The 20,431-nt window shown below is 66.9% G+C and carries 16 protein-coding genes; 12 read left to right on the top strand and 4 right to left on the bottom strand.

What is annotated here, in order from left to right; all coding sequences use genetic code 11:
• The first annotated feature begins 3 nt into the window (after positions 1-3).
• From DRB17_RS05225 to DRB17_RS19850, 4 genes are all read left to right on the top strand, one after another.
• A complete protein-coding gene (locus tag DRB17_RS05225; RefSeq protein ID WP_114581119.1) occupies positions 4-1,257 on the top strand; it encodes an outer membrane beta-barrel protein in 1,254 nt (417 codons plus the stop codon).
• A gap of 12 nt (positions 1,258-1,269) precedes the next feature.
• Entirely contained in the window at positions 1,270-1,818 is a 549-nt protein-coding gene (locus tag DRB17_RS05220) for a polysaccharide biosynthesis/export family protein (RefSeq protein WP_114581118.1), read from the top strand.
• Positions 1,819-1,883: 65 nt separating this feature from the next.
• Positions 1,884-4,037, top strand: a complete 2,154-nt coding sequence (locus DRB17_RS05215; RefSeq protein ID WP_161958707.1) for a GumC family protein — start codon at positions 1,884-1,886, stop codon at positions 4,035-4,037.
• The gene (locus DRB17_RS19850; RefSeq protein ID WP_147274811.1) at positions 4,003-4,704 is read left to right on the top strand and encodes a hypothetical protein; all 702 of its coding nucleotides are present in this window, start codon (positions 4,003-4,005) and stop codon (positions 4,702-4,704) included. The genes DRB17_RS05215 and DRB17_RS19850 overlap by 35 nt, the downstream gene beginning before the upstream one ends.
• On the opposite strand, the gene DRB17_RS05210 is transcribed toward DRB17_RS19850, so the two are convergent.
• Positions 4,595-5,917 (bottom strand): O-antigen ligase family protein, encoded by a 1,323-nt coding sequence (locus tag DRB17_RS05210; RefSeq protein ID WP_241503750.1) that lies wholly within the window; start codon positions 5,915-5,917, stop codon positions 4,595-4,597. The genes DRB17_RS19850 and DRB17_RS05210 overlap by 110 nt on opposite strands.
• A 226-nt stretch (positions 5,918-6,143) precedes the next feature.
• Here DRB17_RS05210 and DRB17_RS05205 point away from each other — a divergent pair, with 226 nt between their 5' ends.
• Genes DRB17_RS05205 through DRB17_RS05190 form a run of 4 tightly spaced genes read left to right on the top strand, consistent with a single transcriptional unit; the run spans position 6,144 to position 11,681 of the window.
• Positions 6,144-7,619, top strand: coding sequence for an undecaprenyl-phosphate glucose phosphotransferase (locus tag DRB17_RS05205; RefSeq protein WP_161958706.1), 1,476 nt, complete (start codon positions 6,144-6,146; stop codon positions 7,617-7,619).
• Positions 7,620-7,653: 34 nt separating this feature from the next.
• A complete protein-coding gene (locus DRB17_RS05200; protein ID WP_114581114.1) occupies positions 7,654-8,994 on the top strand; it encodes an oligosaccharide flippase family protein in 1,341 nt (446 codons plus the stop codon).
• Positions 8,995-9,054: 60 nt separating this feature from the next.
• A complete protein-coding gene (locus DRB17_RS05195; RefSeq protein WP_147274810.1) occupies positions 9,055-10,290 on the top strand; it encodes a glycosyltransferase family 4 protein in 1,236 nt (411 codons plus the stop codon).
• On the top strand, positions 10,287-11,681 hold the full coding sequence (locus DRB17_RS05190; protein WP_114581112.1) for an O-antigen polymerase: 1,395 nt from the start codon (positions 10,287-10,289) through the stop codon (positions 11,679-11,681). The genes DRB17_RS05195 and DRB17_RS05190 overlap by 4 nt, the downstream gene beginning before the upstream one ends.
• Before the next feature lie 100 nt (positions 11,682-11,781).
• Here DRB17_RS05190 and DRB17_RS05185 read toward each other — a convergent pair whose 3' ends face one another.
• Positions 11,782-12,948 (bottom strand): DUF2336 domain-containing protein, encoded by a 1,167-nt coding sequence (locus tag DRB17_RS05185; protein ID WP_161958705.1) that lies wholly within the window; start codon positions 12,946-12,948, stop codon positions 11,782-11,784.
• A 378-nt stretch (positions 12,949-13,326) separates the two neighbouring features.
• Between DRB17_RS05185 and DRB17_RS05180 the strand changes: the two genes are divergently transcribed.
• From DRB17_RS05180 to DRB17_RS05165, 4 genes are read left to right on the top strand one after another with little or no spacing between them, the layout of a single operon-like run.
• Positions 13,327-14,379 carry an FAD-dependent oxidoreductase gene (locus DRB17_RS05180; protein WP_114581110.1) on the top strand — a complete coding sequence of 351 codons (1,053 nt, stop codon included), beginning with the start codon at positions 13,327-13,329 and terminating at the stop codon, positions 14,377-14,379.
• Complete coding sequence (locus tag DRB17_RS05175) at positions 14,376-15,122, top strand: Gfo/Idh/MocA family oxidoreductase (protein ID WP_114581109.1); 747 nt, start codon at positions 14,376-14,378, stop codon at positions 15,120-15,122. The genes DRB17_RS05180 and DRB17_RS05175 overlap by 4 nt, the downstream gene beginning before the upstream one ends.
• Positions 15,119-16,276 (top strand): glycosyltransferase family 4 protein, encoded by a 1,158-nt coding sequence (locus DRB17_RS05170; RefSeq protein ID WP_114581108.1) that lies wholly within the window; start codon positions 15,119-15,121, stop codon positions 16,274-16,276. Before DRB17_RS05175 ends, DRB17_RS05170 begins: the two co-directional genes overlap by 4 nt.
• Positions 16,269-17,426, top strand: coding sequence for a glycosyltransferase family 4 protein (locus DRB17_RS05165; protein WP_114581107.1), 1,158 nt, complete (start codon positions 16,269-16,271; stop codon positions 17,424-17,426). Before DRB17_RS05170 ends, DRB17_RS05165 begins: the two co-directional genes overlap by 8 nt.
• Here the strand turns inward: DRB17_RS05165 and DRB17_RS05160 are convergent.
• Complete coding sequence (locus DRB17_RS05160) at positions 17,412-19,001, bottom strand: PAS domain-containing sensor histidine kinase (RefSeq protein WP_114581106.1); 1,590 nt, start codon at positions 18,999-19,001, stop codon at positions 17,412-17,414. The two genes, DRB17_RS05165 and DRB17_RS05160, sit on opposite strands and share 15 nt — an antisense overlap.
• Positions 18,961-20,151: a DUF2336 domain-containing protein gene (locus DRB17_RS05155; RefSeq protein ID WP_114581105.1), complete on the bottom strand. Its 1,191-nt coding sequence runs from the start codon at positions 20,149-20,151 to the stop codon at positions 18,961-18,963. The genes DRB17_RS05160 and DRB17_RS05155 overlap by 41 nt, the downstream gene beginning before the upstream one ends.
• Between the last annotated feature and the right edge of the window lie 280 nt (positions 20,152-20,431).

Here is a 20,431-nt window from a genome sequence, read left to right as displayed (position 1 = left end):
GAAATGAGGCTGGCAGCCGTATCCGCCGCCATCCTGGCGGCGGGGATAACGACGCTCGTGCAAGCTGGTGGCGAGGCCTGGGCCGGCGACGCGCTTACCAAGCCCTCCCGTCACTGGCGGGCGGGCGCCAAGTCCGATGGCGGCGGCATTCGTCTTGGCGGCTTCCTGACCTATCTCGCCGCCGATATCGCCACCACTTACGTCGACAACCTGTTCGCCACGGACGAGGCGCTGGTCGCCGACGTCGTCGCGCAGGCCCGGATGGCGGCGGAAGTCGAAAGCGACTGGCGCAGCCATGGCCTGGCGTTTCGCGGTGTCGCGCTCGGCAAGGCGCATACGATGACTTCCAGCGAGGACACCGTGGATTACCGCGCAAGCGTCGATGGCTTCATCGACATCCTGCCCGGCACGAAAGTGGGCGGTATGGCAAGCTATGCCCGCGAGCACGAGGATCGGGCTTCGCCGAACGACGCGCGCGGGTCGGAGCCGACGCCCGTCGATCACGTCAGGGCCCAGGTGGACGCCGAACAGCAGTTCGCATCGCTCGGGCTCAGCTTCGCCGCCAGTTACGAGGACCTGGACTTCCAGGATGCCGACTTCTTCGGCATCGCGACCATCAACAACGATGACCGCGACCGCACCTTGTGGAGCGGGTCGGCACGTCTGCGGTACGACGGCGGCGGTCGGTTGCGGCCCTTCGTGCATGCCGCCTACGACACGACGGATTACGCGGCGGCGCGCGACGACAACGGCTTCGCCCGGGATTCAGATGCACTCGAAGGTGCTGTCGGCGCAGAGCTGGCGCTTGGACGCGCAACTTCCGGCCTGATCGCCATCGGTTACCGCCGCCAGGATTTCGAGGACGCGCGGCTGGGCACGGTTTCCGGCCTGACGCTGCAAGGCCGCCTTGATACGGACCTTGGCAGATCGAGCAGAATGGAACTGATCGTCGGCCGTGAGCTACGCGAGACGACGGTCCCGGGCGCCAGCGGTTTCTTCGAGACGGCGGCCGACATGCGCTTCAAGCACAGGCTGCTTCCGAAACTGCACGTCAATCTCACGGCCGGTTACGCCCGCAACGATTTCCGTGGAATCGACCGCATCGACGAGGTGTACCGTGCCGGCGCCGGTCTGGAGTACGCCTTGAGCGGTTACGCACGGTTCCGGGCCCAGTACGAGTTCACGACGCGGGAATCCAGCGCGGATGCCGACTTTACGCTGAACCGCGTTACCAGCGGCCTCCGGTTAAGGTTCTGATGCGGGGCGGCGATGGTGCGCTTGAGGATCGTCTTCGTCGCCGTCTTGCTGATCGCCATGATCGCCTCGGCGCTGCCGCTTCGCGCGCGGGACGACGCGCGCCCTTACCGTCTGGTCCCTGGCGACCGGATCGGCGTGACGGTGTATGGCCATGAAGACCTTTCCGGGGAGTTCCGTCTGGATCGTAGCGGCTCGGTTTCGCTTCCGCTGGCGGGGCGCGTCGCCCTCGACGGCGAAACCCTGCGCGGGGCGGAGGCGGCAATCGTGCGGGCACTGCGGCCGGACTACCTGAGGAGCCCTCGCGTCACGGTGCAAGTCCTCGGCCATCGGCCGATCTACGTGCTGGGCGAGGTGGAACAACCCGGCCGGTACCCCTATGAACGCGGCCTGACCGTGATGGGCGCCATCGCGCTGGCCGGTGGTTACACCGAGCATGCCGACAGGACGGCTGTAAGCGTCCTGCGTGCCAGGGGTTCTTCGCGGCGGGGAAAGCCCGCTGACGAAGAGGATGCCGTCGGCCCCGGCGACATCGTCCGCGTTCCCGAACGCGATCTCTTCTAGGCCGGATTCGCGTCATGCATGGCACACTCCCACAGCTATCGCCCGCGCCGAGCCGGACAGTCCCCATGGCCGCGCGGCAGCCGCAAAGCCCGGCTGCGCCGGACGGCGCGGATGCGCTGCGTGTGCTGTGGCGGCGTCGATCCACGGTGGCGGGTGTAGCGGCCCTGATCCTGCTGGCGACCGCGCTTGTCACGCTGGCCGTGCCCGAAAGCTACACGGCAACGGCGGAGGTGATGCTGATGCCGCGCGAGGCCGCCGACACGGATGGCGGCGAAACCGGGTCCGGGACAGGTGCCGCGATCGCCAGCGAGGTGGAGGTCCTGCGTTCCCGCGAACTGCTCCGCCGGGTCGTGCGAGAGCGGCAACTCCTGCTGGACCCGGAGTTCAATCCAGCCGTCCGTCCCGCCGGTGGATTGTTCTCGCGGCTGGGTTTCGTCGCCACGCCTTCCCCGCGCGAGCTTCGGATCGAGAGGCAGCGTGCCCGTACCGTCGCCGCGCTGCGCGAAAAGATGTCGGTGCGTATTCTCGGGCGCTCCCGCGTTATCGAGGTTGCGGTGTTGAGCCGGGATGCCGACAAGGCGGCGCGCATCGCCAATGCGCTGGTGCAGGATTATCTGGCCCAGCGGCAGGCGGCGGTTTCTCGCGCCAGGGCCCGAACCTCCGATGCACTCGAAGCGCGCGTTGCGCGTCAGCGCGAGCGTGTCGAGGCGGCGGAGCGGGCGCTCGAAAACCACCGCCGGGAATCGGGACTGGCTGGCGACGGCGGCGCCGGCGTCGATGCCAAACGCCTTGGCGATCTAGAAGCCAAGCTGGTGGATTCCCGGGCCGAGCGGGCGAAAATCGAAACCCGGCTGGCGGCGTTGCGGCGCGGCCTAGAGGAAAGCGGTCCGAACGCGGTTCCCACCGGCCTCCGCTCACCCTTGGCTGAAGAATTACAGGCGCAGCTTGCCAAGTTGCTGCGGCGTAAGTGGGAGATGTCCCCCGAGTACGGACCCCGGCACCCGAGGATGGTGGACGTGAACGCGGAGCTGGAAGGGCTGCGCCAGGAGCTGGCCGAGGAAGGACGCCGCATCCTCTCGGATCTGCGCGGCGAGCTTGAGGTCGCGCGGGCGCACGAGATGACGCTGGAGCTCGAACTTGGCGAGATGCGGCGCAAGACGGACCGTCAGGCGGATGCCAGGACGCGGCTTCGCCGGCTCCAGCGAAAGATGGAGGCGGAAGGCTCGCTGTTGAACACCTTGTCCGAGCGGCTTGAGCGGACGTCGCTCAGCCAGGGTCTGCAGCAGCCCGACGCCCGCGTGATCTCGGCGGCCTCGCCGCCCAGCGACCCGAGTACACCTTGGATCGGACCTGTCATGATCCTGGCGTTTCTTACGGCGCTGCTCAGCGGCATAGGTGCCGCAATGCTGATGGAACGTTTCGACCGCACGGTCGCAACGCCGGACATGCTGGAAGCGCACGCCGGGCTCAAGGTCCTGGCATCGGTACCGTCCGGGCCTGTGCCGACTGGGCGGGAACGCAGGCTGGCGCGCCATGCCATCAGCGAGCCGACGTCCGATTTCGCGGAGTCGGTTCGATGCATGTATGCGGGCATGCAAAACGGCGATCCGGAGCGCACCCCGCGTTCGATACTCGTGACCTCGGCCTTGCCGCAGGAGGGGAAGACGACGCTGGCCGTGACGCTTGCCCGGATGCTGGCGCGCGAGCGAAAGCGCGTCATCCTGGTGGAGGCCGACCTGCGTCGGCCCCGCGCGCACCGTTTCTTCGGTTGGAAACCCGGCTTCGGCCTTGCCGAGTATCTGGCCGGACGCGTACCGCTTCAGGGCGTCATCCGTCGCGACAGGGAGAGCGGGCTGCACGTGATCTGCGCGGGCGAGGCGGGACGGGATCCGGGGCGCAGGCTGTCCGGCAGGCGTCTGGCGCTGACGGTCGAGGCGCTGGCCGCCCACTACGATGCCGTGATCGTCGATTCGCCGCCCACGCTGCCATTCGCCGATGCGCGCGTCCTGGCGCCGCTGACCGACGCGACGATTCTGGTGACCCGCTGGCGCAAGACCCCGCGCGAGAGCGTCGCCTTGGCGGCCAGGACTCTCCGCGATGCCGGGGCAATGCTCTCGGGCGCGGTGCTCTCCCGCGTGGATTCGAAGCGTTACAGGCACTACGACACCGCCGACAAGCCGATCCATGGCCGCGCACTTAGAGCCCACTACAAGGGATAGGCGGAGGCTGCGAGGTGCGGCCGCTATTCTGATCGGCGCCGCGCTTCTGGCCCTGGCACTGCCGATTGCGGTGGCGTCCCTGGCCTGGCTTCCCGCACGCCCGGCAGTCGAGGAGATTCGCCGGGGATCGCCGCCTTCGACCGTGCGGCTACGGCATTCCATCGCGACCGAGCGGATGGCCCTGCGGTGGCGGGAGGATGGGCACGGCCGCTTCCGTCTCGCCCTCGCCCACCTGGCGTTGGCGGGCAGGGCAGGGGTGGCCGGTGCAAATCGCCACCTACAGGCGGCGGAGCGGGAACTGGTTCGCGGCCTTTCACTGGCCCCGGCCAATGCGCAGGCCTGGACACGGCTGGCGCTGGTTCGCTATCGGCTGTCGCGCCCGGCGCCCACTATCGTCGAGGCGCTTGACCTGTCGATCCGCACGGGCCCGACGGAGCGCGGCCTTGCACCGGCCCGCGCCGAGTTGATCCTCCGCCTCTGGCCCCTGGCGGCGCGACGGATCGGGCGTTCGGCGCTGGACCGCCAATTGCGGTTGGCATGGCAGGTCGACAGGGCCTTCACGACGGCTGCCGCGCAAGCCAGCGGGCGCGCGGACGTCCTGCGGCGTGCCGTCGGGGCGGGCGCGGGGGCCGTGCCGCCGCAAAGCCAAGCAGGGCGGCGCCGGTGATGGCGACGGCCGGAACCTGCGGCGCGAAGTCGATCAGGCCGTGCGCGCCCAGCAGGACGGCGGCGGCAAAGCCGACACGGCCGGCGGGTGCGCCCTGGCGTGCCGCGATCCAGCCGTTCACGGCCAGCAGCGCGACCGCCGCCGCGGCGGCGATGGCGGCGGGTATGCCAAGGGCGAACGCCGTCGCCAGGTACGTGTTATGAACGTGAACGAAGATCCTGTGCGTGTCTGGCGGAGCGACGGCTGCAAACATGTCGGCGAAGCTGCCAAGACCGTGTCCCAGCCACGGACGCTCCGAGATGAGGTTCCAGGCGGACGCGTAAAGCGACAGGCGCTGTTCGGCATGCTTCGCCAGATCGACGAATCGGTGGTCGAGCGCAAGGCCGATGGCTCCCGCGACCACGAGCGCGGTGCCGGCGAGTGCGATCGTCCGCGTCCACCCGCCCCTCCCGCGCGGCGCGGCCGCCAGCCACGCCATCAGCGCAATGCCGCCGGCGACAATTCCGCCGCGCGATTGCGTGCCCAGAAGCGCGGCGGCCAGCAACAGCCACGCCGCGCTCCACGGCCATGCATGTCCGAACAGCGTTGCCGGTCCCTCCGCCCGCACCCGCGCGGCGAGCAGGCTGCTGCACGCCAGAAGCGCGAGGCCGAGATAGCCGGCGAAGGCGTTGCGGTTGACGAAGGGGCCGGTGACGGAGTTGCGGTACGCCGCTTTCTCCACCCACAGAACGGTGTCCCAGCCCCCCGCATGTGCCAGCAGGCCATAGCCGGCATAGACCGCCGCGCTTCCGGCGACGACCTTCAGCAGGCGGTGCCGTGCCGCATCCGTCCGGCAGCCCTCTTCGCGCGCGAGCCACGCGACGCCGCAGACCATGAGAATGCCGGCAAGCCCCGCCCGGGCAGCCGGCGGGTCGACGGCGATGCTTGTCGGGACCGGCGTTGCAAGCGCGCTTTCAGCCGGTTCCCACAGAGGGTGCGCGCCTGGCAGTCCGGGGATTCCCTGCGCAAGCGCGGCCAGAAGGACGAAGCCGAGGCAAACGATTGCGGAAAGCACGAGGGACGGAATCGCGGGTGCGTACGAATCGGACCTCAGACTCTTTGCGCCATGACCTGCCACGGCCAGCGCGAAGCCGCAGGCCAGTGTCGCCCAGGCCCACGCGGGCGCGGCGCCGAAAGCGGCCGGCGCCAGGGCGACGAGGGTGAGGAACAACATCTCGACCACGCGCCGGACCTCCTGTTTCGAATGCGACGAAGACTACCACGAAAGAACAAGACTATCGCCGATCGATGATTGATGTGATAAGCCTGTCCGCCGACCGGAAGCCTTATCCGGCGACCGCTCGCAAGCGCCGCCCCGCGTGGCGGCCGTTGCCGATCGAGCGTGTCGAGCGGCCGGCAGGATGCCGATGGCCACACCGCGGTGCCGCCGAGAGGCTTGGATGAGCGATCACGGCAAAGTGGCGGATATCGGCGAACCGTTGACCGCTCTCGACGGGCGTTCCACGCGTATTGGGACGCGCTGGTCGCCGGGTGTCGTCGTCGGCGTGGTGCGCGCGGTCGATCTGGCCATCCTGGTGGCGACAGGGGTTCTCGCCTACTTGGCCCGCTTCGGGTCGGTTTCCCTAGGCCATGACGAGTTGATCGCCGTCGTCCTGATCGGGCCGGTGGCCGCCAATGTATTCCAGGCCGCCGGCGTCTATGGCGCGGAAGCCTTGAGCGACTCGCCGACGCAGGCCCGGAAGTCCGTCCTTGCCTGGACGGCGACCATGCTTATCGTCGTGCTGCTGGGCTATATCACAAAGACGTCGGAGCAGTATTCCCGCCTCTGGGCGGGGCTGTGGTTCCTGCTTGGCGGTTTCGGCCTGTTGGCGTTTCGCGCCGTGCTGGCCGCACTCCTGAACCGGGCCGGCGCGCGGGGCGCGTTGACGCAAAGGGTGGCCCTGCTGACCAGCCCCGGCTTGCTTTCGGATGCCCGGCGGCTGGCCGGGCACCTTGCGGACAACGCGCAGCCCGGCGTCGAGCTTGCCGGCATCTTCACCGTTGCCGGGACGGACGCCGGCGGGACGGAGCCGAACGTGGCCGGCGACGCTCGTGCCCTGCTTCGCAAGGCGGAAGCGAATGGCGTCGACAGGGTGATTGCCGTCCTTCCCTGGAGCGACATGGACGCGCTGCATGAAACCCTGGAGCCCTTGCGCGCCGTCAACGTCGACGTCGATCTGGCCCCGCCGGCACTGGACGAGCGGCTGATGGGCCGGCCTGTGCGGCAGACCCTGGGCGTGCCCGCCATCAACCTGATGACACGGCCGCTCAGCGGCTGGGATGTCGTGCTGAAGCGCGCGGAGGACTACCTGATCGGCACTGTCGCCCTTCTGTCCGCATCGCCGTTGATGCTGTTGATCGCCCTTGCCATCAAGTTGGAGAGCCGCGGCCCCGTGTTCTTCCGGCAGCCGCGCCACGGCTTCAACAACAACCTTTTCCGGGTCTACAAGTTCCGCACGATGTACCAGACGCAGCAGGATCTGGCGGCGGAACGGCTGACGGTGCCCGGCGATCCGCGCGTCACGAAGGTCGGGGTGGTCCTGCGCCGCACCAGCCTCGACGAATTGCCGCAACTCCTGAACGTGCTGAAAGGGGAGATGTCGATTGTCGGGCCGCGCCCGCACGCGATCTCGGCCAAGGCGGGCGGCATTCCCTATCGCGAGGCGGTGAAGGAATACGCCCATCGCCACCGCGTGCTGCCGGGCATCACCGGCTGGGCGCAGGTCAACGGCTGGCGCGGCGATACGGACATCGTCGAGAAGATCGAGAAGCGGGTTGAACACGATCTCTATTACATCGACAACTGGTCGCTCTGGCTGGATCTGCGGATCATCGCGATAACCCTGTTAAAGCTAAGCCATCGGAATGCGTACTGATCGCGCGCATGAGCGAAACTGACCGGGCCCGGGCATGGCGAATGTGACGCAAGCGCTGGGCGACGGTCTGGCAAGCCTGAGATCGTTGAGGGGGCACCACCTGGCGCGGCGAACGGCGGGCGCCGGCGGCCTTCGGATCGCCCGCACCGGCCTGACCTTCGCCGCGGCGTTCCTGGCGGCGCGCTGGCTTGGCCCGGCGGAGTACGGCCGATATGCCGTTGCGCTCTCCGTCCTGAGCCTGCTGGCCATGTTCGGGGCGCTTGGCCTGCCACAGCTTCTGACCCGCAGCGTGGCCGTCTACGAGCAGCGCGACGCCTGGGGGCTTCGTACCGGGCTGGCCCGGCGGACACTGCAGTATGTTGCGCTGCTGGCCATCGTCCTGGTTCCCGTGGCGGCAATCGCGACCCTGGGCGGATTTCTTCCCTGGCCGCCGCCGCGCGACTCCTGGTTGTTCTTCGCCACCGCCTGCCTTGTCGTGCCGGTGGTGGCGCTGCGCCTGATGGGCGCCTGGCTTATCGGCCGCGAGCAGGCGATGGCCGGCGAACTGGCGGACGGGGTGCTGCGCTATCTGGGGGTTCTTCTCCTCATTGCCGGGGCGATCGTTCTGGGAATTCCGGCGGACGGGTTCGTTGCCCTGCTGCTGCACGGCGTTGCCCTGTGCACGGCGGCGGTCCTCGTCGCGCTTTACCTGTTCCGGCAGGAGCGCACCCTGCCGCACCCGGTGCCGAGGTTCGAAACGCCACGCTGGCTGCTGGCCGCGCTGCCGATGATGTGGACGGCGGGGCTGACCGTCGTCCTGCGCAATACCGACATCGTCATGCTGGGCGCCATGGCCGATACGTCGGCGGCCGGAATCTATCACGTCGCGACCCGGATGGCCGAGTTGATGGCGCTGCCGCTCGGCGCGGCGGAGGCGGTTCTGGCGCCTATCGTGGCCCGGCTGTGGGTGTCGCGCGACCGTTCGCGATTGCAGGCGCTTGTGGTGAGGGCCGCCCGGCTGCTGATGGTTCCGGCGGGCCTCGGCTTCCTGGTGTTCGCCTTTGCGGGCGATGCGCTGCTCGGCATCGTCGGTGCCGGCTTCGCCGCCGGGTGGCTTGCGCTGACGATCCTGGTGGGCGCCAACCTCGCGCGTGTCGCTTGCGGCTCGACCGCACTGCTGCTGAACATGTCGGGGTTCGAGCGGGACACGATGTGGGCGGTGTTCTTCGGGACAGTGGCGAACGTGGCGTTGAACTTCGTCCTGATCCCGCTTTACGGGCTTGAGGGTGCGGCCATCGCCACGGGCGGCACGATGGTCATGTGGAACCTGCTGCTGGCGCGCGCCGTCATCCGGCGGCTTACCATCAACCCGACCATTTTCGCGAATCCGGCCTAAGGGAGGACACGTGCATTCGGATTGCGCTGGCGCGGAAATGGCAAAGAGAGGAAGGTGCGCGTGACCAAGCCGCGTATCGGCGTCTTCCATCCCGGCACGCAGGACGCTTGGCAACGCGCCGTCGCGTTCCAGGACGCGGGCGCGCTCGCATGGTACGCGACCTCGGCCTACTTTCATCCCGACAGCCGGGCCGTCCGTCTGGCGGCGATCCTGCCGGGAGAGGCCGGCGCCCGCCTGCGGCGCCTGTTGCTGAAGCGCTACTTCCCGCTGCTGGACAACCGCCATGTCCGCCGCATGGGAATCCTGGAGTTCGTCGAGCTGATGCTGTGGCGCCTGCGTTGGGACCGGCTGATCCGGCGCGTCAATGCCTGGGGCAACCGCCGCTTCGGCCAGCAGGTCATCTCCCTGATGCAGCGCGAGCCGGTGGATATCGTCTGGGGCTGGGACACCTCTTCCCTGGAGGTGTTCCGCTGGGCCAAGGCACGCGGCATCACCTGCGTGCTGAACCAGTCGATCGGCCACCCGGCGGCCGAGAACGCGACGATGCTGGCCGAGCAGGAACGCCACCCCGGGTTTTTCGCGCAGGCCTATCGGCCGCATTCGCAGGCGTGGATCGATCGCCAGAACGAGGAGATGGATCTGGCTGACCTCGTCATCTGCAACTCGGACTTCAACGCCTCGACAATGATCGAGCACGGCTGCGACCCGGGCAAGGTGCGGGTCGTCCACGAAGGCTATGACGAAACGGTCTTCCCCGCCGAACCGCCGCGGCGCGCGCCGCTGGAGGACCGGCCGGTGAAGCTGCTGTTTACCGGCTCGGTGGGAGCGCGCAAGGGGCTGGCGTACCTGCTGCCGGCAATCTCGCGAATAGCGCCGTCGGCGGCCGAACTGACGCTCGTCGGGCGCATGGATATCCCGGGCACGACCTTCGAGAAGTTCGCGGGGCGCGTCACGCATGTCCCGCAGGTCCGGCACGAGGACATCGTCCGCTACTACCGCGAGGCCGACCTCTTTGTCTTTCCCAGCCTCTTCGAGGGCAGCGCCCGCGTCCTGCACGAGGCGATCAGCGCGGGCACCGGCCTCGTTCACACCTGGATGGCGGGGCTGGGCGCGACGGAAGGCGAGAACGGCACCGTCCTGAACGAGCTTTCCGTCGATGGATTGACCGAGACCTTGCTGACGATCTGTGGCGATCCCGAACGCCTTGCGGCCTGGCAGGTCGCCTCGTGGGCGCGCCGCCTGGACCGGACTTATGCGAACTATCGCCGTGATATCCGGACGTTGATGGGCGTATGATAGAGGTCGCGCTGTTCCTGCAACTGATGCTCTGCCTGGCCGTGGCGGCCTTCTTCGTGGCGCACCGCTCGGCCTCGGCGTTTCATCCGCTGTTCTTCTATCTCGTCTTCCACGCACTGGTTTTCGTCATCCGCCCATGGCTGGTCCATTACGCGGATTTTGATTCGCAGTGGCAATACATGCGCATTCAGCCGACGCCGGAGGTCTTTCTGCTGACCCTCGCGGTCACCTCGGTGGCGCTCCTGGTCTTTGCCGGCTTTTCGCTGTCGGCCGGGCACGCCGCGATCCGCTTCGACAACTCCGGGTTCTACTTCACCCGCACGCAGAGACAGGCGTTCTATATCGTCATGGTCCTGCTGCTTCCCATCGCGCTCTATGGTGCAAAGCGTGACGCGGAGATCTTCGGTTTTCTGGCGGCGCGGGGCGAATCCGGCATGTTCCTCGATCCCACTTCCGCCCAGACGTACTTCCAGAACACCACCGGCTACGTCGTCAAGGCGCATAACCTGCTTATCCCGCTTACCGCGCTGTTCCTGGCGATGAACCGCTTCCGCTGGTGGGCCTACGTGCCGCTTCTGGCGTTCTGCACCTATCGCATGTACCTGGGCAGCCGCTGGGGCATTGTCGTGGCGCTGGGTATCGTGATGCTGCTGCATCTTTATTGGCATCGCGCCAGATGGATGCGCGTGCGCTATCTGGTGCTGGCGATCCCGGTATTCCTGATATTCCACGCGATGGGCCAGGACCGCGATTATTTCCGCGAAGCGATCGGCGTGGGCGAAACCCGGTATCGTGTCGAGGCTTTCGAGGACGAGGGCTTCGTGGAAAGCCTGGATGCGCCCGACTTCGCCAATTTCGATTTCCTCGCCTACATTGTGCGGGCCGTGCCGGACAAGTCGCATACCTATACTTATTTCACGCAGTACCTGTGGCTGTTCACCGAGCCGATTCCGCGCATGATCTGGCCCGACAAGCCGCGTGGCATGCCGATCAAGCTGGTCGATCTGAACGACCACGGCTGGTTCGGAACGCGGACGTGGTCGATCGTCGGTGACGGATGGCTCAGCTTCGGCTTTATCGGGGTGATCATCACGCTCGGCACCGTGGGCTGGTCGCTGGGCCGGCTGCACGGATGGTTTGCATCCTACCCGCACAGGGCGTTTCCGGTGCTGGTCTACTGCTGCTTCATGCCGGCTACGATGCTGTGGTTCCGCGACGGCAATATCGTCAGCGCGGCGAAGCTGGCCATGTGGATACTGCTGCCGGTGTTCATGTGGCTTGCCGTCTCGAAAGGGATCGAGTGGCTCGTGCGTGACCGGCAGGAGCTTCAGCGTGTTCCCGGCGCACCGCCGAGGCCCCGGCATCCGCCGCCGGGGCGGGGATACGACTAAGGAGTTGATGAAAAACACAAATCAGTCGTCTCCCCGACGGGGAGACAGGCTGCCGGAAGGCAGCCAGGGGGGACAGCCTCCCTGCTTTATGGCTGTCGGGCTAGGATTCCACGGAACGCACGCCCCCCTGGCTGTGCATGCGCTGCCGCCCCAGCCGATGCTCGAGTTGGGCCAGGACGTTGTCGAGGTTCGTGGGGGCGAGGTCCGGATAGCCGCGCACGATCCGTGCGATGATGTCCCTTTGATAGCCGGCCTGGGTTTGCGCCTGCTCGCCATGGATGTCATCGCGCAGGGCCGAGACGGCGGCGTTGAAGGCAGGGAAAAGCTCTGCCGGCAGGCCGGTCGCGTTATAAAGCTCGCGGCGCTCCAGCATGCCCTCGTGCATCAGGTAATCCCGCACTTTCTTGTCAGAGTGAGATGTCAGCCGGGCCAGCGCGTGGAACACGAAGGTGTCCTCCCGCATCATCAGGGCGCGCAAAAGTGTCAGGCCGTTCAGCTTGCCGCGCCTGTAGAGGCTGTCCACCAGAGCTGTGATATTGGAAACCGGCTCTGCGTTCTCGGCCAGATCGGTGACGGCCGCGCCTTCGACGAGTTCGCAGAGGTCGTGCCGCCATTGGGATGGCAGGCCGTGGCGAGCGAAAAGCCGGTCGATCAGGTCTTCGGAAACGCGCTCGACCAGGCGCACGACGATGGCCGGCGGCAGGCGGGGACGTTCCACCAGCGCCGCATGGACCGCCGGGCTTTCGGCGTGCCGGTCGAGCGCCTTGTTCATGGTTTCCGTCGGCAGGCGTGCCTTCGGGTTCGACATCAGGGATGCGGCCACCGTCTCGCTTCCCTTGTCCAGCAAGGCGTCGCCGACCTGCGCGGATACACCGCTGCGCCGGCTGATCGCGAGCATCTTGTCCTGGCTGGCGGCCGCGATGATCGCAATGAGGTCGTCGTCGCTGAGAACCTGCGAATAGCGCAGGATGGGACAGGCAACGCTGTCAACGTCCTCGGCAAGGGTCCGGGCCAGTTCCGCCGGCAGGAGCGGCGAGTTGCAGAGCTGCTCGGCCAGCACGCGGCGGACCCTCGTATCGACGTCACGTGCGAAAGCCTCGAAAATCTCGCAGGCAATGGTACGTTCGGCGTTGCTCAGGCGTCCGCCGTTGAAAACCGCCGACACGTCCTCGGCCAATTCAACGCGGCCTTCCGCGGTTGGTCCAGCCTTGAAACGCTGCAGGTGCGCCGCGAGGGTCTCCGGGGCTTCGTCTTTCTTCTCCGCCATCGCCCGCAGTTCTTTAATGGGACGCAGGTGTTTGCCTGTCCGGTCAGAAAAGATACAATAATTTTTAACATTTTTCAACGATATCACTTCAAACATTCTTGTTGTTCATTAAAAATACAAATTCTAACATATGTGGTGATCGCAAGTGCCTTTGGAATTGCCCGGCGCATTCTTTAATAAGGATGGGTGATTCGACGAAAGTCAAACATCGATCCTTCCCACCGCAAGCGGCCGGGGCCCGACTTACGCAGCTTTCAACGGCCAGCGGAAGTTATGCAAAGAGCATCGAGACTTGCTGGCGGGCTTACACTTTTGGATAAATCGCAGGTATAGGACCAACCGCCCTCGGCCAAGAGGGGCGGCGCATCGGGGACAGCGATGAAGCAACGAGCGCGGATCGCGATTGCAGGCGCCGGTATTTACGGCGCGACGGCGGCCATCTGGCTGGCCCGTCGCGGTCACGCGGTGACGCTGTTCGATCCACTGGGCCTGCTGAACGCCGCGTCGGCCATCAACCAGTTCCGGGTGCACCGTGGTTATCACTATCCGCGCAGCCCGGAAACGATCGCAGAGGTCCTGGAATCGCGCCAAGCCTTCATTGCGGAGTACCAAACGGCCATCGTCAGCGGCAAGGCCCACTACTACGCCATTCCACGCGAAGGGTCTCTCGTTTCCTGCGCGGAATATGAGGCCGCGATGGCGCGCTTCGACCTTCCGCTGGAGGAATCGCGGCCAGGATGGATGGACTTTGACTTTATCGAGCGCTGCTACCGCGTGGAGGAATCGTTCTACGACCCGTCAATTCTGCGCGAACTCCTGCGGGTGCGGTTGCGCGACCTGGGCGTGGAATGCCGGCGGGAACGCTTCGGTCCCGAGCTTGAGGGCAAATATGATGCCTGCATCTATGCCACCTACGCCAATGCGCATGGAGAGGCGGGTATCTTCGGGCAGATGCGCCGACAGGTGGCGGAGAAGGTTCTGATCGAGGTTCCCGCCCCCTTGCGCGATATCTCGCTGGTCATCGTCGACGGCGCGTTCACGGCCTTCGACCATTATCCCGGCCGATCCGAGGCGCAGTTCGGTTCGGCCCGCTTCAGCAACCGCTGGACCACGCTCGACCCGGGCGAGCCGGTTCCGGCGGCGTATGCGGATCTCATCAATTGCGGCGGCTTCCGGCCCGTGGCGTGCACCAACTTCACGGCGATGCGGGAGGATGCCATGCGGGCCGTCCCCGCTATCGAAGAGGCGCGCTATCTCGGCTCGCGTTTCACCTGCCGCATGGTCGAGCACGATCCGGGTACCGACCGGCGGGTCCTGCGTATCGCCGAGTCGCCGGACGGCCGGGTGTTCCACGTCTTTTCCGGCAAGGTGGTCGGGGCTGTGAAGGCCGCGGAGCAGCTTGCCGGGCGTATCGCGAGCCGCGTGCCATGAGGGCCGCCATCGTTGGACGCGGGCGGTGGGGTCAGCGTGTGGCCGGCATTCTGGAGAGCGAGGGGCACGCCGCGCGGATGCTCAGCCTGCGCAAGGCCGGGGAGGAGAAGGATACGGACTTCGCCGAACGTTGCGCACGGCGTCTGTGTGCGGAAGCGTCCGGCGCGGCGCTGGTCTGGCTCGCGGTGCCGCCGGGTGCGCCGCAAGCCGCGCTGGTGCGCGGAGCGCTGCTCGCCGGCAAGCACGTCGTCGTCGAGAAGCCCTGGTGGGGCGGTGCGGCGGAAGCGGCCGACCTGGCGAGTGAAGCCAATCGGCGCGGCCTTATCGCCGCCGTTCATTTTCAGTACTGCTACCTCCACGAATGGCCGGCGCTGGTCAGCAGGTTCGATGCGGGGGACGCCGAGTTCCAGGGAACCTTCACGACGGCCCGCGCGGCGCGACCCGATATTCCGGCGGGCGATAATCTTGCGACGCATCTGCTGGCCGTTCGCCGGCGCTGGTTTCCGCGAAGCCGGATTGGCGAACTTCATTACGGTTATGGAACGGATGATTGCCGCCACGTGGAGTTTCGCCACGACGAGCGGACGGCGCGGGTCGACTTCACCACGAACGCGCAACCCATCGTCCAGCGGTTCCTGGCCGATGTCATGGGTCACGCGGAGGTCGGCGCGCCGTTCCCGCTGGATCTGGCATTCGCCGCCGAGGTTCAGTCGGAGCTTGCCCGGATCGAGGGGTCCGAATGAGCCGCCGCCCGGTTGTCGTGTTCTTCTGGAACCAGTTTGCGCCCTATCACATCGACCGCATCGAAGCGGTCGCAGACGAACTTGGTGACGAGGCGGAGGTTTGTGCAATCGAGGTCGCGCAACGCAGCGCGCGCTATGCCTGGACACCCAGTAGCGGCGATGGCGCATTCCGGCACATCGTCCTGGCGCCGGGTCGCGCGCGGGAGGATGTTGGAACGGCGGCGCGCTTCGTGCGTCTGAGCGCGGCGTTGATCCGCCTGCGTCCCATGCATGCGTTCCTGTGCCACTACAATCAGCCGGAAGTCCTTCTGACGGCGTGGCTGGCGCGGCTTTGCGGCGTGCGCGTCCACAACATGTCCGATTCCAAGTTCGACGACAAACCGCGCCGCCTCTGGCGCGAGGTCGCCAAGCGCCTTTGGATGTCGCCCTATCATGGTGCATTGGTGGCTGGCTGGCGCAGCGCGGCTTATGCCCGGCTGCTGGGCGTGCCGGAACGGCAAATCGCGCAGGGCTATGACACCGTCGGCGTGGCGCGGGTTCGCCGGCTGGCCGAAACCGCGCCGGCGCCGGATGGCGTGCCGTACGCCGAGCGCGATTTCGTCGTCGTGGCCCGCTTCGTGCCGAAGAAGAACCTGACGACCGCCATTGCGGCCTACGCACGGTACCGGGAACTGGCGAACACGGAGGGCCTTCCGCCGCGCGGACTGTTGCTTTGCGGCGACGGTCCGCTACGCGCCGAGCTTGAACGCGAGGTCATGCGCCGCGCGCTGGATGGCGTGCGCTTCACCGGGTTCGTGCAGGCGCCTGAGGTTGCGGGGACGCTTGGCCGCGCGCTGGCGCTGCTGCTGCCAAGCGTCGAGGAGCAATGGGGGCTTGTGGTGAACGAGGCTTTCGCCCTTGGGGTGCCGGTGCTGGCATCGACGAGTGTCGGCGCGGCGGACGGCCTGATCCGGGCCGGTGTCAACGGCTTCCTGTTCGACCCGTTCGAGGCGGAGGGCATGGCCCGCGTCATGCACACGCTTGCCAGGGACGCCGACGCCTGGCGCCGGTTCGCCGAAGCCGCCCGCGACAGCGCGGAGCTTGGCGACGTCGGACGCTTCGTCGAAGGCGTGCGGGCCTTGATAGTCGGCAAGGGGGCGCCGGGCGATGGGTGAAGCCGGGCCGGCGTGCGAGGAACTGGTCATCCTGGCGCCGAACTATTATCCGGCCATCGGCGGCGGCGCCATGTATTACAAGCTGCTGGCCCAGGGGCTTGTCGACGGCGGCCACGTCGGCCGTGTCGAGGTGCTGACCGAAGCGCATCCCGGTTGTCCGCGAACGTCCGCGGAGCGCGGCGGCCGGCTCGTCGTGCGGCGTGCCTACCCCTACCGGACCGGCCGGCCGGACAAGCACTGGAGCCGGTATCCGCGCTATTTGATCGAGAACCTGATGTTCCCGGGCCTGCTGCTGCGCCGCTGGCGGCCGGGCTCCGTCCTGATGGTGCATAGCAGCTTTCACCTGTATCCCAACACGTTGCGCTGGGTCGTGGCGCTACTGCGCCGGTTCCGCAGCGGCGGTCCGGTGATGATCTGCGACGTGCGCGACCCGCGCCTGCCGCGTCGGCGCTTCAAGGAACTGATTTCGTACGACCGCGTCGTCGCCTGCTCCCGCCTGGTCGAGCGCATCATGGGGCGGGATGACCGGATCGCATGGAAGCTGTCGCATATCCCCGTCCTGATCGAGACGGAGCAGCCCTCGCAGGCGGAGCGGCAGGCGGCGCTGGCGAGGCACGGCCTGAAGCCGGGCGGCTATGTCTTCTGGGCCAACGGGGTATCGCGGCTGAAGAACATCGAGGTTGCGCTGGCGGCGATGCGACAGGTGCGGGCGCGCCGTCCCAACCTGAAGCTGGTCGTCGCCGGCCGATGCCGGGACTGGGACGACAGCTTCGCCCGCGCGCAAGCCGAAGGGGTGATGGCCTATATCGGCTCCCTGGACAATCGCGAGGTTCTGGCGCTGGACGCGGAAGCGGCGTTGGTCCTCAATGTCTCCGAGGTGGAGAGCGTCCCGCGCGGCACGCTGGAAGCCGTGGCGGTCGGCGCGCCCCTGTTGTTTCCGCCGAACGTGCCCGAGTTCGAGGCCGCCTGCCCGGATCACGTGGCCGACAGCCGCGATGCCGCGCGCCTTGCCGCGCAGATACTCGACGCGGTGGAGGGGCGGACGCCGCCGGCTTGCTACCCGTTGGAAATGCACGGTAACGCGTGGGTCTTGCCGCAATATGCGGAGCTGTTCCGCGCGGCGATGTCGCCCGAGTCAGGAGAACGGTGAAGAACCGGCCATCCGCCTCTCGTTCTTGAGGTCCTGGCTGCGCTCGGCCGGCAGCACGGCGCGGATGGTCGTGCCCTTGCCGGCGGTGCTTTCGATTTCCAGGTTTCCGCCGTGCAGGTCGATCAGCGATTTTGCCAGCGGCAGGCCAAGCCCGGTGCCGTGGAATCGCCGGGCCGTTTCGCTGTCGACTTGACCGAAGGGAGTCAGCGCGACGTTGACGTCGTCGGGCGACATGCCGATGCCGGTGTCGGTGACCTCGAACAGCACACCCTGTCCGCCAGCCGGTGGTTCCAGGCGCAGGCAGACGCGGCCGCCGGGGTTCGTGAATTTGACCGCGTTGCCGAGCAGGTTGATCAGCACCTGCGACAGCTTCACGCCGTCCGCGCGCAGGTGCTGCGGCCCGGCCGGCGTGTTCACATCCAGCCGCAGGCCCGCCTGCTCGGCGCTTTGCGCGACCGTCCGCACGGCCTGGCGCGCGACATCGACCGCGTCCACCACGTCCTCGCGCAGTTCAAAGCGTCCGGCCTCGACCTTCGCCATGTCCAGGACATCGGTGATGAGCCGAAGCAGGTGGCGGCCGCTTTGCGCGATGTCGTTCGCGTAGTCGCGGTAGGCGTCGTGGCCCAGCGGCCCGAAAGCCTCGCCCTGCATCATTTCGGCAAAGCCGATGACGGCGTTGAGCGGCGTTCGAAGCTCGTGGCTCATGTTGGCGAGGAACCGGCTTTTCGCCTGACTGGCCTCCTCGGCGGACGCCTTTGCCTCCAGGACCGCGTCCTCCCGTGCCTTGATGTCGGTGATATCCTGCGCGGTCCCCCGGAAGCCGGAAAGCCGCCCGCTGTGCGTGTCGAAGATGGGCACGCCGCACATGCGGAACAGCCGGACCTGACCGTTTCGATGGGCGATGGATACTTCGTGGTCGCGGAACTTCGGTGGCCGGCGGGTCAGGTTCTCGACGTCCAACGGATCGTTCTCCGCGACCAGCGACCGCCAGGATCGGCCGATCAGCTCCATGGGGTGATAGCCGAGCACTTCCGTCACGCGCGGAGAGACGAAGACGAACTTCAGGTCGCGGTCGGTTTCCCAGATCCAGTCGGAAACCAGGCGCGAGATATCGTCCAGCCGCTCGCGGGCCAGGCCGAGCGCATTGTTCAGCTCCCCGGCTTCGTCGCGCGGCTCGAAGCGGACGGCCACCGCCTTCAGCCGCCCGTCTTCCTCGGCGATCGGCTCGTAGATGGCCTGATAGGTGCGGACCTTGTCGCCGGCGATGATGCGATGCTCGCGGGTCGGCAGCTCCTCCGCGCCGCGCGCCTTCACGAGGTCGCCCGTGTCCGGAAGCTGCGCCACCCGCTCGCCGTCGAGCTGTCCGCCAAGCTTCCGGTACCCTTCGTTGGCAAAGACGATGCGGCCGTCGGGCTCGGCAAGATACAGCGGTGGCACCCGGTCCAGAACCGCAGCCTGCAGGCCCGGCGGCAGCCCGGCAAGGGCGCCGGAGGTATCCCCCGCGCCGTCGGGTTCGCCGAAGCCTCGGGCGTTGTTATTCGAGGTGCGGACAGGCTTGACGCGTCGTTCTGCCACGGCGTTGCTCCTCGATGGCCTCGATGGCGTCCAGGTATCCGGGCTCGCGCTGCCAGCGCTTCAGCGCCTTGCGGGCAGCGTCTGGGTCAATGTCGTCGAAAAAGCGCATGGCGACGGAAACCTCCCGCGGGTCGACGACCTGCTCGCCGCCGCGCCCCTTGCGGGACAGCAGGAAGATCGGCGCGAAGTTGGCCTTGTCGACCTGCAGTGCACGGCACACCACGGCAAGACCCTTGCCGCCGGTTTCGTAGATGACGTGCTGCAGGCGCGGCGGCTCGATGCCGCACATCTCGCCGAACAGGGCCTCGAACAGGGGAATTTCCCCGCGCCGCAGCACCTTGATGATGAGGGTGGAATCGATCTGCCGCTCCGCCGCGATCCGGCGCGCCAGCGTTCGCGCGGTCGAGGATGTCTCCGCTGTCTCCGTCGCGTCGCGCTCGCTCATCGTGCCGGCGATGCTCTCCAGCGCGTCGTCCAGCTCGTCCTCGGCGATGTCGTAGCTTTCCAGAATCTTGTTCCGCAGCGCCGCCGAGACGTGCCAGTACATCCGCTTGGCCAGCGAAGGGCCAAGGTCGGTGCGGTTCACCAGCGGTTCCTGGAAGGTGTCGACGTGGCGCGCCTGGTCCACCAGGTAGGCCATCGTCGCCTCGGAGATGTACGCGCTGGGGTTCTCCAGCAGCGTGCGGATGACGTCGTCGTCGCCGTTCTCGACCAGGGCGTCGCTGACCGGCTCGCTGACGTTGCGGCGCAGGGCGATGGCAAGCTGATGCTGGCGCGTGCGGTTGCGCACGATCTCGATCAACTCGCGGTCCTGCAGCACAGTGCTCTGCATCAGAAGCGGGCGGGCGACGTCGATGTCGTCGTTGGCCAGCGTCTTCACCAGCGCGCGCGGCACCTTCTCTTCCTGGGCAAGCCGCTTCGAGAGTTCCACCCGCACAGTCATCTCGAAATCGCGGACCAGCTTCTCCAGGATTTCCGTCATCAGTGCGCGTTCGCGCTCGCTCAAGACCGTCTCGCGCTCGGAAAAAAGGTCGCCGATGACGTCGACCAGATTCATCCGCGCGTCCAGCGACGTGTCGCGCGCCAGCTCCAACAGCTCCTGGAGGTGCTCCGGATCCCCCATCCGCCGCTTGTCCCCGTTCTGAACCATCTCGGGATCGCGCCCCCTTGCGTTCGCCCGGCATCCTGCCCCAGCGCCCAAGCAGCAATCGCCCCGCCAATGAAACAAACGCTTGCCTCTAAAAGTTAATATTCCAATAAGAGATAAAGTTCAAGGCGTAGCACACTGATTCGTATTTACATTTCTTTCAGAAATTACCGACTGCACAGCCTAACGTCGATGTCGTTACACAAAATATTTGAATTTAAGATATGATAGGATAGTAATATTTTCGTGTTGCAACGTGGGCGCGACTCGCGCGTCCGGGCGC

The organism is Ferruginivarius sediminum (assembly GCF_003344765.1).
Taxonomy (GTDB): Bacteria; Pseudomonadota; Alphaproteobacteria; order Kiloniellales; family Rhodovibrionaceae; genus Ferruginivarius; species Ferruginivarius sediminum.
This window is presented reverse-complemented; position numbering and strand designations above follow the sequence as displayed.